Below are 14,868 nucleotides of genomic sequence, written 5' to 3'. Positions count from 1 at the left end.
GCGGGCCCTTTTTTTATTGTCTTCTGCGCGGATTTTCCCGGTCGTGTTGATGTTGATCGGGCGGCGCTCCGGGCTGGTCACCGCCTGCCGGTTCAATCAGGGTGCCGAGCAGCGCCAGAGCCAGGATCAGCAGCAGCAAGGTGACTGCCGCCTCAACCGCAAAGCCCCCCAGCAACAGCAGCAATGGCAGGGTGCAAATGCCGCAGAGGACGAATTCAATGATTTCGGCTGGGTCTTGCCAGCCCAGTTGGTGCAGGCGTTTATCGCGCATCGCAGCCTCCTGCTGGGATATTACTTTTGTTATAGCTGGTGTTTTTGAAAAGGCGAGATGCATCAAAGAGTCGGATAATATTCATCAATTAAAGTAGCTCCCGGTCGAGCCATCAGGCCTTCCTTCTTCCCCTCTGGAGCACTTCATGCAACACATCCACGTCTGCAATCACACCACCCCGGAAGCCATCTACCCGTTCGACGCCCGCGGCATTGCCAAGCGTTTCCGTCATGCGGCCATCTTTGGTGCGCTCGATGCGCTGCAGCCGGGCGAGACGATGCGCTTCTGTAACGACCATGATCCGCTGCCGCTGCTGGCTCAATTGCAGCAACGTTATGGCCAGCATCTTGAAATCACCTACCTGCAGCGCGAGCCCGGTGCGATCGTGATCGACTTCGTCGTCGTCGCCTGATCCATTCGGCAGTTCGCCAATCGCTTCCCCGATCCGTAAAATCGCCGTCCGGACACTTCGTCTCCTCCTCCCCGGTCCGTCCGGGGTTTTACGGATCACCTCATGCTTTCCGTTGCCGGTTTCACCCTTTTCTTTTTTGCCACCAGCCTGGTTCTTGCGCTGAGCGGCCGCTTGCCGCCCTGGCTGGCCGCGCATCTGGCCTTTGCTGCCGGTGTCGTGCCCTTGATCCTGGCGGCAATGATCCATTTTGTACCGGTGCTGACGCGCAGCGGCGACCCGGCCGCAGTCATCCGGCGTCTTCCCTTTCTTGCTCAGGCCGTTGGCCTGCTGGTCCTGCCTGCGTTGCTGGGCATGCTGCCGCACAGCCTGCTGGCACTGATAGCCACGGTCGACGCCGTGCTCGCGGCAATTTTGCTGCGCTGGGTCTGGCTGCGCGCCCACCGATCCCTGGGAACTCCGCATCCAGGCTGGCGCTGGTACGCAGGCGCGCTGGTCTGCCTGATGCTGGCGATGCTGGCGGTGATCGGACTGGTCCTGGCTCCGGAAAGTACGCGTCCGCTGCGGCTGGCCCATTTGCACCTGAACACCCTGGGACTGGTTGGGTTGGCAGCCCTGGGCACCTTGCCGGTGCTGTTGCCGACTGCCCTCGGGCAGCCTGACCCGGAGGCCGCCCGCTGGCTGCAGCGGATGCGCTGGCCGATGTTCGCCGGGGTTGCGCTGGTCGCCGGTGGGACAATGCTCAGTCCGCTCGGCGGTCTCGGGCGGATTTTTGCCGCCAGCGGTGCGGCGGCGCTGATGATTGTCTGCATCCTGCTCGCGGCGCAGTGGCTGCGCCGTTTCGGGATGCCACTGCTGGCCGGCGACGGCGTTGCGCTGCCGCTGTTTGCCGCCTTGTTCGGATTTGTCTGCAGCCTGCTGCTCGGGGTGGCCCACGGCTTTGGGCTGATGCCGGGGCAGGCGACCTTGCTGCTGTGGTTGCCGGCGTTCCTGTTGCCGCTGGTCAGCGGCGCGCTCAGCCAGTTGCTGCCGGTCTGGCGCTGGCCCGGGCCGGCCTTGCCGTGCCGTCGCCAGATGCGGGCGACGTTGGCCTGGCTAGGGCAGATCCGGGCCGTGTTGTGGCTGACCGCCGGGGCGTTGTTCGCGGCCGAGGAGGTGTTGACTGGCAGCCTGTTGTTGCTGGTCGGACTGGCCTCGTGGGTGCTCAATCTCGCAAAAGCCCTGCGCATTCCACGGTCAACGCAGTAAAATCGCGTTTTTCACGGCTTTCACTTCAGGTTCTGCCATGCGCTATCTCTCGACCCGCGGCCAGTCCGCGCCTCAAGCTTTCTGCGACATCCTCCTCGGTGGCCTCGCGCCGGACGGCGGTTTGTACCTGCCGGAAAGCTACCCGCAGATTACCCGGGCCGAACTCGATGCCTGGCGCCAACTGTCCTACGCCGATCTGGCCTTTGAAATCCTGTCCAAGTTCATCGACGACATTCCGGCTGCCGACCTCAAGGCCATCGTCACCAAGACCTACACCGCCGATGTCTATCGTTTCACCCGCAACGGCGGCAACGCGGCTGAAATCACCCCGCTGACCAAGCTCGAAGATGGCTTGTACACCCAGGAATTGTCGAACGGCCCGACGCTGGCCTTCAAGGACATGGCGATGCAGTTGCTCGGCAACCTGTTCGAGTACGTCCTCGACCAGCGCGGTCAGGCGATCAACATCCTCGGCGCCACTTCCGGCGATACCGGCTCGGCCGCCGAATACGCGATGCGCGGCAAGCACAATGTGCGCGTCTTCATGCTTTCGCCGGACGGCAAGATGAGCGCCTTCCAGCGCGCCCAGATGTATTCCCTGAAGGACGCCAACATCTTCAATATCGCCGTGCGCGGCATGTTCGACGACGCCCAGGACATCGTCAAGGCCGTCTCCAACGACGCCGAGTTCAAGGCCAAGTACAAGATCGGCGCGGTCAATTCGATCAACTGGGCGCGCGTCGCGGCGCAGATTGTCTATTACTTCCAGGGCTATTTCCTGGCCACCCAGTCCAACGATGAGCAGGTTGCCTTCTGCGTGCCCTCGGGCAACTTCGGCAACATCTGCGCCGGCCACATCGCCCGCCAGATGGGGCTGCCGATCGCCAAGCTGGTGCTGGCCACCAACGAGAACGACGTTCTCGACGAGTTCTTCAAGACCGGCGTCTATCGCCCGCGTACCTCGGCTGAAACCAGCGTCACCTCTAGCCCGTCGATGGATATTTCCAAAGCGTCCAACTTCGAGCGTTTCGTCTTTGACCTGGTCGGCCGCGATCCGGCCATCGTCCGCGAACTGTGGGCCAAGGTCGACAAGGGCGAGGCCTTCGACCTGTCGGCTACGGTCCACTGGCAAAACCGCGAAAAATTCGGCTTTGTCTCGGGCAAGAGCAGCCACATTGACCGCATCAATACCATCCGCTTCGCCCAGGGGCGCTACAACGTGATGCTCGACACCCACACCGCCGATGGCCTCAAGGTGGCGCTGGAAAACCGCATCCCCGGCGTGAACATGGTGGTTCTCGAAACCGCCCAGCCGGCCAAGTTCGAGGAAACCATCCGCGAAGCCCTCGGCACCGAGCCGGTCCGCCCGGCTGAACTGAAGGGCATCGAAGCGCTTGAACAGCAAGTGGTGGTGATGGACCCGGACGTGAACGCGATCAAGCAGTTCATCGTCGACCGGGTGTAAGACCCGCCTCGGCCAACGTCCGGTTCGCCGGTTTGGCCGGGAGAGAGGTCAATCGACGGGGGCCAGGCGGCCCCCGTTGTCATTGCGGCCACGGCGATGTCGCGCTAGTCATTCAGCCAGCTTGGCAAAGGCGGGCCGAGAGAATAATCTGCACTCTCCTGAATTGTCCGGTATGGGTCCGATGCTTCCGCGCTACCTGATCGCCACACAACACCGAAGCACGCTGACCGTCGTCTTGGCCTACGCGGCATTTGCCGCGCTCTGGATCATGGTTTCCGATACGGTTCTTTTCGCCATGCTGGGCGATGCAGCCAGGGTCGAGGAGGCAAGCAAGGTCAAGGGGCTGGTCTTCGTGGTCGCCACCTCCCTGTTGCTTTACCTCCTGATCCAGCGAATCTGGCGACACCATACCCAACTCCTGTCGCCGCAGCTGGAATTGCTGCAGGTCTTTATCGAGCAGGCGCCTTCGGCGATTGCGATGCTCGACCGGAACATGCGCTACGTGGCGGCCAGCCGTCGCTGGTCGGAAGATTACCGCCTGGGGGCGCGGAGTCTGATCGGGCGTTCGCATTACGAGGTTTTCCCCGGCTTGCCCGAGGCATGGAAAGCATTGCACCAGCGCTGCCTGAACGGCGAACACGCGAGTTCGGAACACGACTCCCTGGTGCGCGAGGATGGTACGGTCCAGCAGATCAAGTGGGGAATTTTTCCCTGGTACGCCAGTGCCAACAAGATCGGGGGCATCGTCATCATGTCCGAGGACATTACTCAGCGCGAGCAGATGCTGAGCGCGCTGACTCAGGAAAGAGCAATGCTGCGGACGCTGATCAATGCCTTGCCCGACCTGATCTGGCTGAAGGATGTGGATGGCCGCTACCTGAGTTGCAACAAGCGATTCGAAACCTTTTTCGGCGCCAGCTTTGGCGAGATCGTCGGTAAGACCGATTACGATTTTGTCAGCCCGGCACTGGCTGACCACTTCCGCCATCACGACCGGATTGCCATGGAGCAGGATTGCCAGAGCAGCAACGAGGAAGAGGTCGTGTTTGCCGGCGATGGCCACCGGGAAATTCTTGAAACGACCAAGGTCCCGATGCGGGCCGACGATGGCCGCTTGATCGGGGTACTCGGGATCGGCCACGACATCACCGGCCATAAGCGGGCGCAACAGGCACTGGAAAACAGCGAGAAGCAATTGCGCTTCGTCCTGCAGGGTTCGGAACTGGGGTTCTGGGACTGGGATATCGCCGCCGGCAAGGTCGACCGGAACGCGCGCTGGGCAGAAATGCTGGGGTACACCCTGACTGAAATCCAGCAAACGACCCGCCAGTGGACCGACTTCATCCATCCCGACGACCGCGAGCGAGCCTGGAATTCGATCAACGACGTGTTGCAGGGGCATTCGAACATCCACCGCTTGGAATACCGGATGCTGCACAAGTCCGGCGGGGTCCGCTGGATTCTCGACCAGGCCAGCGTGATGCAGCGCGACAGTTCGGGCAAGCCTTTGCGCATGTGCGGCACGCATACCGACATCACGCCGGGAAAACAGGCGGAAGAAGTGCTGCGCGAGAGCGAGGCGCGTTACCGTCGCCTGGTCGAGAACCTGCCCGACATTGCCTATACCTACTCGTCCCGGCGCGGTACGCTTTATCTTTCGCCGGGTGCGGCGACGATCTTTGCCTGTTCGCCCGAAGACCTGCTGCTGCATCCGCAGCACTGGTTCGATGCGCTGCATCCGGAGGACCGGCCTTTGGTCCTTGCCGCGCTTTCGCGGCTGATCGAACACAATGAAGCCTATCGTCTGGAATACCGGATCCGTGACCATGCCGGCGAGTGGCACTGGTTCCTCGATCGTTCGATCGGCATTCAGGCGAGCGGCGACGAGCATCTGATCGAGGGCCTGGCGATGGACATCACCGAGATGAAGGCCATTCAGAGCGAGCTTGCGGATTACCGCCTGCATCTGGAGCGCCTGGTTGATGAGCGGACACGCGAGCTGGTCCAGGCAAAGCACATGGCCGAGGCGGCGAATGTCGCCAAGAGCGCCTTTCTGGCCAACATGAGCCACGAAATCCGTACGCCGCTCAATGCGATTTCCGGAATGACCCACATTCTGCGGCGTAGCGGCGTCTCGCCGGAGCAGGGCGAAAAACTCGACAAAATCGATGGCGCAGGCCAGCATCTGCTGGAAATCATCAATGCCATTCTCGATTTGTCAAAAATCGAGGCCGGCAAGTTCACCCTTGAAGAAGGACCGGTCCATATCGGCGAAATCATGGAAAACGTTGCCAGCATGATTGCCGACAAGGCCTGGGCCAAGGGCCTGGCGCTGACTCTGGCGGTGTCCCCGATTACCTGCGGATTACTTGGCGACCGGACACGCCTGCAGCAGGCCTTGCTTAACTATGCGTCAAATGCGGTCAAGTTCACCGAACGCGGCAGCGTCAGCCTGCGGGCCAGCGTGGTCGGCGAAGATGCCGATTGTCTGACGATCCGCTTCGAGGTCGCCGACAGCGGGCCGGGGGTCGCGCCGGAAGTCCTGCCACGACTGTTTGGCGCATTCGAACAGGCGGATAACTCGATTACCCGCAAGTACGGCGGAACCGGCCTGGGGCTGGCGATTACCCGGCGGATTGCCGAATTGATGGGTGGGGAGGCCGGAGTAAGCAGCACGCTAGGGGAGGGCAGTACCTTCTGGCTGCAGGTCCGCCTGCTGAAAAGCGCCCCCTGCTCGCCGCTCACCGACGAACCGCTGGCCGGCGATGCCGAGCAAAGGCTCAAGACGGAATACGCCGGCACTCGGGTTCTGCTGGTCGAGGACGAGCCGATCAACCAGGAAGTCACGCTTTCGCTGCTCGACGACGTCGGCCTGCTTGCCGATCTTGCCGAGGATGGCGAACAAGCCTTGGAGCAGATCCGGAAACAGGATTACGCGCTGATCCTGATGGATATGCAGATGCCGACCATGGACGGGCTGGAGGCGACGCACCGGATTCGGGGTTTTGCCGACATCCGGCAACTGCCGATCATTGCGATGACCGCGAATGCCTTCAGCGACGACCGCTCGAAGTGTTTGGCGGCGGGGATGGACGACTTCATTTCCAAACCGGTCACTCCCGAGCTGCTCTACGAAACTCTGCTCAAGTGGTTGAGCAAGCGCAGCTGACCGGGGCGTTCCAAGGACAGTGGAAAACTGCGGCTTTTGCGGGGCGACCGTAAACAGCAGCACCGGAAAGCATACGGGCAAGCCGCTGGCTTGCCCGTATTGCAGGTTGGCCGGATGACCTGCTTCCGCCCCGGCCGCTGGGCCTTTAACCGCTGTTGCGCAGCCCCGAGGCGATACCGTTGATCGTCAGGTGGATGCCACGGGCAACACGCTCGTCGGTGTCACCGGCGCGATGCCGCTTGAGCAGTTCGACCTGCAGATGGTTGAGCGGGTCCATGTAGGGCGCGCGCAATTTCAGCGATTGCAACAGCATCGGGTTGTCGGCAAGCAGTTCGTTGCGCTCCTGGATCGCCAGCAGGTGGCGGCGGGTCAGTTCCCATTCGGCCTGGATGCGGCTGAAGATGCGTTCACGCAAATCGGCATCGGCAACCAGCTCGGCGTAGCGCGAGGCAATTGCCAGATCGGTCTTGGCCAGGACCATGTCCATGTTCGAGAGCAGGGTGCGGAAGAAGGGCCAGGACTTGAGCATCCGCTGCAAGGTCGCCAGACCGTCGGGGTTGTCCGCCAGCCAGCCGTCGACGGCCGAGCCGAAGCCGTACCAGCCGGGCAGCATCAGGCGGCACTGGGCCCAGCTGAAAACCCAGGGAATCGCCCGCAGGTCTTCGATCCGGTCCGAGGCTTTGCGCGAGGCCGGGCGGCTGCCGATGTTGAGCGAGGCGATTTCGGAAACCACCGTCGATTGGCGGAAATAGGTGGTGAACCCCGGGGTTTCATAGACCAGCCCGCGATAGGCGTTGAATGCCCGCAGCGACAGGTCGTCGAGTACCGTATGGAACTGTTCGGCCGGTTCGACCTGGTTTTCGTGGTCGGTCAGGCTCGCTTCGAGCGTTGCCGCCAGCAGCACTTCGAGGTTGCGGCGGCCGTTGTCGGGGTTGCCGTACTTGGTCGAGATCACTTCGCCCTGTTCGGTCAGGCGGATCTGGCCGGAAACCGCGCCCGCCGGCTGTGCCAGGATCGCGTGGTAGGAGGGGCCGCCGCCGCGGCCGACCGAGCCGCCGCGGCCGTGGAACAGGCGCAGGCGGACGCCGTGCTCACGAAAGACGCGGGTCAGCGCGATCTCGGCCTTGTACAACTCCCAGCCGGAGGTCAGGAAACCGCCATCCTTGTTCGAGTCGGAATAGCCGAGCATGACCTCGTGCTCGTTGCCGCGCCCGGCGATCAGCGCGCGGTAGGCCGGCAGCGCGAACAGCGCATCCATGGTGCGGGCACTCTGCTGCAAATCCTCGATGGTTTCGAACAGTGGAATGATGTTCACGTCGAGGCTGGCCGGCCGCTCGCCGACCGCTGGCCGCAACAAGCCGGATTCCTTGAGCAGCAGCGCCACTTCAAGCAGGTCGGAAACGCCGTCGGTCTTGGAAATGATGCAGTTGGGCAGGGCGGCGGCGCCGTACTTGGCGCGCAGTGCCTGTGCGGCAAAGAAAATCGCCAGTTCGCCACGGGTTTCCTCGCTGTAGTCGAGGTAGGGCGAGTAAAGCGGCCGCGGCGTGGCGATTTCCACGGTCAACAGCGCAATCCGCTCATTTTCCGGCAACGCTTCATAATCGGCGCACCGGCCGGCCTGGGCCAGCAGTTCGCCGACACAGCGCGCATGCACGTCGGAGTTCTGGCGCAGGTCGATCGGCGCCAGGTGGAAGCCGAAAATCTGTACTGCACGCAGCAACCGGCGCAGGCGGCCGCCGGCCAGCGACGCGGCACCGTTGAGCTTGAGCGAATTGGCCAGCACCTTGAGGTCGGCACGCAGCGCTTCCGGTGTCGGGTAGGCTTCGGCATGGCCGATTTCATGACGCAGCGGCTCGACGCCGTCGAGGCGGCGGGCAGTTTCGGCAAGGCGGGCGTAGATGCCGGACAGCGCCCGGCGGTAAGGCTCGTCGGCACGCTGCGGCGAATGGTCGGTCGAATGTTCGGCCAGTGCCAGCAGGTCGGGGGTGACTTTGATCAGCAGGTCGGAGAGCGGCAGTTCGCCGCCCAGTTCGTGGATTTCGTTGAGGTAGTGCTGCAACGCGGCCGCCGATTGCAGGCGCAGGGCCTCGGTGAGGATTTCGGCGGTGACGAAGGGGTTGCCGTCACGGTCGCCGCCGATCCAGGAGCCGACCCGGAAAAACGGGGGGAGCGCCCAGATTTTTTCCGGGTAACGCTTTTGCAGTTGCTGCGTGGCCTGAATGTAGAGACGGGGCAACTCGGTAAAGAAGGTTTCCTTGAAATAGGAAATCCCGTTCTTGACCTCGTCGATCACCTTCAGCCGTACCGGGCGCAGCATTCGCGACTGCCACAGGGTCAGGATCGAATTGGCCAGCGCCAGGTCGTTCTCGGCCTCTTCTTCCGGCGTCAGCTGCATCCGCTCGCGACGGTCAAGCAAGCGCTCGATTTCGCGATGGTTCTTGATCAGGCTCTGGCGCTGCACCTCGGTCGGGTGTGCGGTGAGTACCGGAGCGACCAGCGCATGCGCGAAAAAGTCGGCGATGGCGTCCGGCGAGACTTTTGCGGTCGACAGCGCGTCGAGGGCAAAAACCAGGCTGCCTTCGCGCGGCGGCGAACCGGCCAGGTCGTGGGCACGGCGACGGCGGATGTGGTGCTCGTCCTCGGCGATGTTGGCCAGTTGCAGGAAATAACTGAAGGCGCGGACGACGGCCTGGGTGGTGTCGCGCGGCAGCGGGTCGAGCAGGGTAGCGAGTTCGGCGCGGGCTGCCAGATCGCCGTCGCGGGCGAAGCGTACGGCAGTCTGGCGGACACGCTCGATAATTTCAAAAACGGCGTCGCCTTCCTGTTCGCGGACGGTGTCGCCGAGAATGCGGCCGAGCAGGCGGATGTCGTTGCGTAGCGGTTCGTCTTTGCGGGTATCGAGCGTGTTGAGTGACATTTAGTGCTTTCGGACGAGAAGGACGGAGGCGTCGGAGATTTTAGCCAGTTGTTCGGCAACCGAGCCAAGAATCAGCGTGGCCAGGCCGCGTTGACCGTGGCGACCGATGACGATCAGGTCGACGTTGAGTTCCTTGGCCTGGTCGGCGATGGTTTCCGAGACGCGGCGCTGTTTGGCTTCGATGATCAGGCCTTCGACCTGAATCCCCGTGCTGGCGGCGACGGCTTCATCGACCAGCTTCTGGCCGGCCTTGACGATGTTGGCGGCGGCTTGCTCGATATTGGCAACGGCCGTCAGCGCATGACCGTGGATGTTGAGCAGGGTTTCGTCGGCGACATGGGCGATGTACAGCTTGGCATTGCTGGTACGGGCAATGTGCTGGGCTTCCTTGAGCGCGCAACGCGAAGTTTCACTGTCGTCGATGGCGACCAGAACATTCTTGTACATGGGCATATTCCTTCAGACTTGATCAAATAGGATGAAATTAGCAGTTTGGCCGGACCGGTGCAGTTAGGGAAAACCTCACTCCCGCCGGTCCGGCGGGCGCCTGTCGAAGGGTAACAGGCGCCTTGCCGTTTCAGTGGAAATGCACTTCGTCGTGACCTTCGACCGGTGCTTCGAGGTCGGCACCGATGCGCCGCGAGATGAAGGTGATGGCGGTGATGATCGCGACAAAAATGCCAAGCCACATCAGGCCGTCGGGGTTGATGGCCGCCTTGGCGCCGGCCGCGACGGCAACAGCTGCGGCCGCTACCGGCTTCACGTAGGCCGGAACGATGCCGGGGAAGACATAGGCCCACAGCAGGTGCAGGACGCCGACGATACAGGCCATGATGATCGAGTGCTTGAAGGTGAAGCGGAAAATTTCCGATTCACGGCCGACCATGCCGGTCGAGCCGGTGGCGACCGAGATCGACTGCGGCGAGATCATCTTGCCGCAGACGCCGCCGCAGGTATTGGCCGACATCGCGATCACCGGGTCGATGCCGAGCTTTTCGGCGGTGACGGCTTGCAGCTTGCCGAACAACGCATTGGTCGAGGTGTCGGAACCGGTCATGAATACGCCCAGCCAGCCGAGCAGCGCGGCGAAGAAGGGGAAGGCGACGCCGGTGGTGGCGACGGCATAACCCAGGGTGATCGCCATGCCCGAGAAGTTCATGATGTAGGCGAAGCCAAGGATGGTGGCAATGGTCACGATCGGCCATTGCAGCGTCTTCAGCGTGTCGCGGGCAACGCCGCCGGCGGTCTTCAGCGATGCGCCCATGACGATGATCGAGAAGAACCAGGCAAAGAGAATGGCGGTACCGGCAGCCGACAGGAAATTGAACTTATAGACGGCGGGTTTGGCCTTGCCGGCCTGGTCGATCACCATCTTGTCCAGCCCGGAAATCGGGAAGGAGAAGTCGAACAGGGTCTTGGTGATCTGGTCGAGCGCCTGATTGACCGGCTTGATCCCCCAGGCGCAGACGAACAGCGACAGGATGATGAACGGTGCCCAGGCGCGGAAGACCTGGCCGCCGGTGTAGCGCAGCTTTTCCTTGCCTTCGCGCTTCGGCTCGTGGTCGAAGTGCCAGCTTTCCTTCGGATGCCAGATCTTGAGGAAGGCCACCGTGCAGATGATCGAAGCGATCGAGGCTACCAGGTCGGGCAGCAATGGGGCGGTGAGCGGCGAGTTGGCCGAAAAATACTGGGCGATGGCAAAGGAGCCGCCGGAGACCAGGCAGGCTGGCCAGACTTCAAGACCCTTTTTCCAGCCGGCCATCAGCACGACCAGGTAGAGCGGGACGAAGACCGAGAGGATCGGCAGGGTGCGGCCGACCATCTGCGACAGCGCCAGGTCAGGAATCCCGGCAACCTGGCCGCCGACCACGATGGGAATGCCGATGGCGCCCCAGGCGACTGGCGCGGTGTTGGCCAGCAGGCAGATCGATGCGGCGTAGAGCGGGTTGAAGCCGAGTCCGGCGAGCATCGCCGAGGTGATCGCCACCGGCGTGCCGAAGCCGGCCGCACCTTCGATGAAGGCGCCGAAGGAGAAGGCAATCAGCAGCGCCTGCAGGCGGCGGTCGTCGGAAATCGAAGCGAGGGAATTCTTGATCACCTCGAACTGGCCGGTCTTGACCGACATGTTGTAGATGAACAGTGCGGTGATCACGATCCAGCACACCGGGAACAGGCCGAATGCACCGCCGTACAGCGTGGACAGCGCCGCCAGGTCAACCGGCATGCCATAAACGAAAACAGCGATCAGAACTGCCAGGGAGGTGCCTCCCAGGGCAGCGAAGTGCCCCTTCATGCGCTTGATCGCCAGCGCCCAGAACAGGAAGAAAATCGGAATGGCCGCAACCAGCGCGGACAGGCCGATGTTGTCGAACGGGTCGACATTCATTTGCCACGACATACAATACGCCTCATAACAAAAATGGTCAGGTAAACGTCAGCTGATTTGCCGATCCCCGGCGTTTACCGTGTGAATGCTTGTTCCTTCTCCGGCCGCGAGTTCGCACCTCGCGGCCGGATTTTTTTTGTCTCCTCCTTTAGCAGTTCATCAGGTCCTCCTGGCGTGAACAGGCTTCGAGCAGATAGGCCACCGAACGGTAGGCGATGCCGGTTTCTGCTGTCAGGCCGATTTCGCAGGTGCGGTTGGTCGATACGCCGCAAGCGCACTGGCTGGGTAGCTCGGAATGAATGTGGCGCAGCGCGTGCTGGTTGAGTTCAGGCACGACGAAACCGCGGTCGCCGCCGAAACCACAGCAGGTGACGCCGGCCGGTTCGATCACTTCCGTGGCGCAAGCCTTGAGCAGGGCGCGCAGCTTGCCATCGGCACCGGTGCGCTTGACGCTGCAATTGATGTGCAGCGCGACCGGTCCCGCCTGCTTGACGATAGTCAGGCGCGGCAGCAGCGCGTCGTGGGCGAATTCGTGGAAGTCGTACACCTTGAGGCGGCCGTCGAGCTGTTTTTGCATCCGCGCCGAGCAGGCGCTGGCATCCATGATGATCGGCAGGCGGCCGTTGTCCGACGCCTTGAGCAGAGCGGCCTCAAGCCGCTGCGACAATTCGTTGGCCTCGTCGAGCATGCCCTTGCTGGCCAACATCTGGCCGCAGCAGAGTTGCGCAAACCCTTCCGGCAGGATCGGCGCATAGCCGGCGCGCACCAGCAGGGTTTGCACCACGTCGCCGAGTTGCGCCTCGCCGGCGCTGTTGGGCCCGAAAATGCGGCCGCCGCAGGTCGGGAAATAGACGACTGGATCGCCCTGGCTGCGCACCGCAGCCGGCGCCTGGCCGGCTTGCGGCATGGCCTTGCGCCAGGCGCCGCCGGAAACGCGTTCGACGAAACCCTGGCCGAAGATGCCGGCTGCGGCGTGGCCGGCTTTCAACCCGAGGCGGGCGGCGTTGGAGAAGGTGGCGAAATTGTTGCCGATCCAGTGGTTGACCGTGCGCGTCGTGTCGCCGAGGCGGCGGCCGCGCAGGCGGCGGGTCAGGTCGCCGGTATCGATCCCGACCGGGCAGGCGGTCGAACACAGGCCGCAGCCGGCGCAGGTGTCGAGGCCCATGTAGGCGTAGTCCTCGCCGACCGCACCCGGCAGCTCGCCGGCGGCACTGCGCCGGGCCAGTTCGCGGACGCTGGCAATGCGCTGGCGCGGCGACAGGGTCAGCCGGTGCGACGGACACAGCGGTTCGCAGAAGCCGCACTCGATGCAGCGGTCGACGATGTCTTCGGCGGCCGGCATCGGCTTCAGGTTTTCAAGGTGGGCGTGCGGGTTGTCGTTGATGATCACGCCGGGGTTGAGCAGGTTTTCCGGGTCGAACAAGGTCTTGATCCGGCGCATCAGGTCGGTGGCTTCGCGGCCCCATTCCAGTTCGACGAAGGGCGCCATGTTGCGGCCGGTGCCGTGTTCGGCCTTGAGCGAACCGTCGTACTTGTCGACCACCAGGTGGCAGAGATCGTCCATGAAACGGGCGTAGCGGTCGATTTCGCTGGCATCGCCGAAATCCTGGGTGATCACGAAGTGCAGGTTGCCTTCCAGCGCGTGGCCGAAAATGATGCCTTCGTGATAGCCGTGATGGCGTAGCAGCGCCTGCAGGTCAAGCGTCGCGTCGGCCAGGGATTCGACCGGGAAGGCAACGTCCTCGATCAGCACCGTGGTCCCGGTGCGGCGCATCGCGCCAACGGCGGGGAAGGTGCCCTTGCGGACTTTCCAGTACATCTCGCAGGTCGCCGGGTCGGTCGAAAAAGCCACCGGCTCGACCGTCGCAATCCCGGCCAGCGCCTGATGCACCGCCGAAATTTTGTCTTGCAGGCCGTCGACCGTGGCTGCGCGGACTTCGATCAGCAATGCGGCGGCTTCCTCGCCGAGTTCGCGAATCACCGGCGGCAGGCCGGGCTTGTTCTCGACCGAATGCAGGGCCGGGCGGTCGAGCAGTTCGACGGCAGCGACCGGCTGCGGCTTGAGCCGGATCACCGCCTCGCAGGCGCTGCGGATGTCGGGGAAAAAGACCAGTGCCGAGGCTTTGCACGGGTCTTCGACCACAGTCTGGTAGGTGATCCGTGAGATGAAGCCAAGCGTACCTTCGGAGCCGATCATCAGGTGCGCCAGGACGTCGATCGGATCTTCGAAATCGACCAACGCGTTGAGGCTGTAGCCGGTGGTGTTCTTGATCTTGAACTTGTGCCGGATGCGGTTGGCGAGCGCCGGGTTGGCGCGGGTTTCGCGGCCGAGGCGGTCGAGTTCGCCGAGCAGGGCGGCGTGCGATTGCTTGAAGGCGGCGACGCTGGCCGGGTCCTCGCTGTCGAGCAGGGTGCCGTCGGCAAGCAGCACGCGCAGGCCGGCGAGCGTCTTGTAGCTGTTCTGGGCAGTGCCGCAGCACATCCCCGAGGAGTTGTTGGCGGCGATGCCGCCGATCTTGGCCGCACCGATCGAGGCTGGATCCGGCCCGATCTTGCGTCCGTGCGGCGCCAGCCGGCGATTGACCTCGCCGCCGACCATGCCTGGGCCGACCCGGACCTGGCTCGCGTCGTCGGCCAGTTCGTAGGTGGCGAAGCCTTCGCCGATCAGTGCCAGCACCCCGCCCGAGATCGCCTGCCCGGAAAGGCTGGTGCCGGCGGCGCGGAAGGTGACCGGTGTGCACTGCTGTCGGGCAACTTCCAGCACGCTGCGCGCCTGGCTTTCGTTGTCGATCACCGCGATCACTTGCGGAATCAGGCGGTAGAAACTGGCGTCGGTGCCATAGGCCAGGCGGCGCAGTTCATCGGTGATGACCTGAGTTTCAGGCAGGCGGGCGGCGAGGGCGCTAATCAGTGGGCTCATGATCTCTTCTGTCTTATAGAGGACTGCGCAATGCGTTAGTCGGAGCAGCGGACAAATACAACACTCAAAAAAATCCCGGAAAG

General features: G+C 63.1%; 9 protein-coding genes. 4 read left to right on the top strand and 5 right to left on the bottom strand.

Features of this window, described 5'->3' with window-relative positions:
* Positions 1-13 precede the first annotated feature (13 nt).
* Positions 14-271 (bottom strand): hypothetical protein, encoded by a 258-nt coding sequence (locus VX159_RS08410; protein WP_371322442.1) that lies wholly within the window; start codon positions 269-271, stop codon positions 14-16.
* Between the two features lie 145 nt (positions 272-416).
* Between VX159_RS08410 and VX159_RS08405 the strand changes: the two genes are divergently transcribed.
* The 4 genes from VX159_RS08405 (at position 417) to VX159_RS08390 (ending at position 6,562) form a co-directional block, all read left to right on the top strand.
* Entirely contained in the window at positions 417-683 is a 267-nt protein-coding gene (locus VX159_RS08405) for a DUF2249 domain-containing protein (RefSeq protein ID WP_371322441.1), read from the top strand.
* 102 nt (positions 684-785) lie between these two features.
* Positions 786-1,928: a hypothetical protein gene (locus VX159_RS08400; RefSeq protein ID WP_371322440.1), complete on the top strand. Its 1,143-nt coding sequence runs from the start codon at positions 786-788 to the stop codon at positions 1,926-1,928.
* Positions 1,929-1,965: 37 nt separating this feature from the next.
* Positions 1,966-3,393, top strand: coding sequence for a threonine synthase (gene thrC / locus VX159_RS08395; protein ID WP_371322439.1), 1,428 nt, complete (start codon positions 1,966-1,968; stop codon positions 3,391-3,393).
* Between the two features lie 172 nt (positions 3,394-3,565).
* Positions 3,566-6,562 carry a PAS domain S-box protein gene (locus VX159_RS08390; RefSeq protein WP_371322438.1) on the top strand — a complete coding sequence of 999 codons (2,997 nt, stop codon included), beginning with the start codon at positions 3,566-3,568 and terminating at the stop codon, positions 6,560-6,562.
* A gap of 145 nt (positions 6,563-6,707) precedes the next feature.
* On the opposite strand, the gene ppc is transcribed toward VX159_RS08390, so the two are convergent.
* The 4 genes from ppc to VX159_RS08370 form a co-directional block, all read right to left on the bottom strand.
* Positions 6,708-9,479, bottom strand: a complete 2,772-nt coding sequence (gene ppc, locus VX159_RS08385) for a phosphoenolpyruvate carboxylase (protein WP_371322437.1) — start codon at positions 9,477-9,479, stop codon at positions 6,708-6,710.
* On the bottom strand, positions 9,480-9,926 hold the full coding sequence (locus VX159_RS08380) for a universal stress protein (RefSeq protein ID WP_371322436.1): 447 nt from the start codon (positions 9,924-9,926) through the stop codon (positions 9,480-9,482).
* Between the two features lie 130 nt (positions 9,927-10,056).
* Positions 10,057-11,877 carry an L-lactate permease gene (locus VX159_RS08375; protein WP_371322435.1) on the bottom strand — a complete coding sequence of 607 codons (1,821 nt, stop codon included), beginning with the start codon at positions 11,875-11,877 and terminating at the stop codon, positions 10,057-10,059.
* Between the two features lie 136 nt (positions 11,878-12,013).
* Complete coding sequence (locus tag VX159_RS08370) at positions 12,014-14,785, bottom strand: FAD-binding and (Fe-S)-binding domain-containing protein (protein WP_371322434.1); 2,772 nt, start codon at positions 14,783-14,785, stop codon at positions 12,014-12,016.
* Positions 14,786-14,868 lie beyond the last annotated feature (83 nt).

The organism is Dechloromonas sp. ZY10 (genome assembly GCF_041378895.1).
Classification (GTDB): domain Bacteria; phylum Pseudomonadota; class Gammaproteobacteria; order Burkholderiales; family Rhodocyclaceae; genus Azonexus; species Azonexus aquae.
The sequence above is the reverse complement of the archived record's forward strand: the minus strand, read 5'-3'. Positions and strand labels throughout refer to the sequence as shown.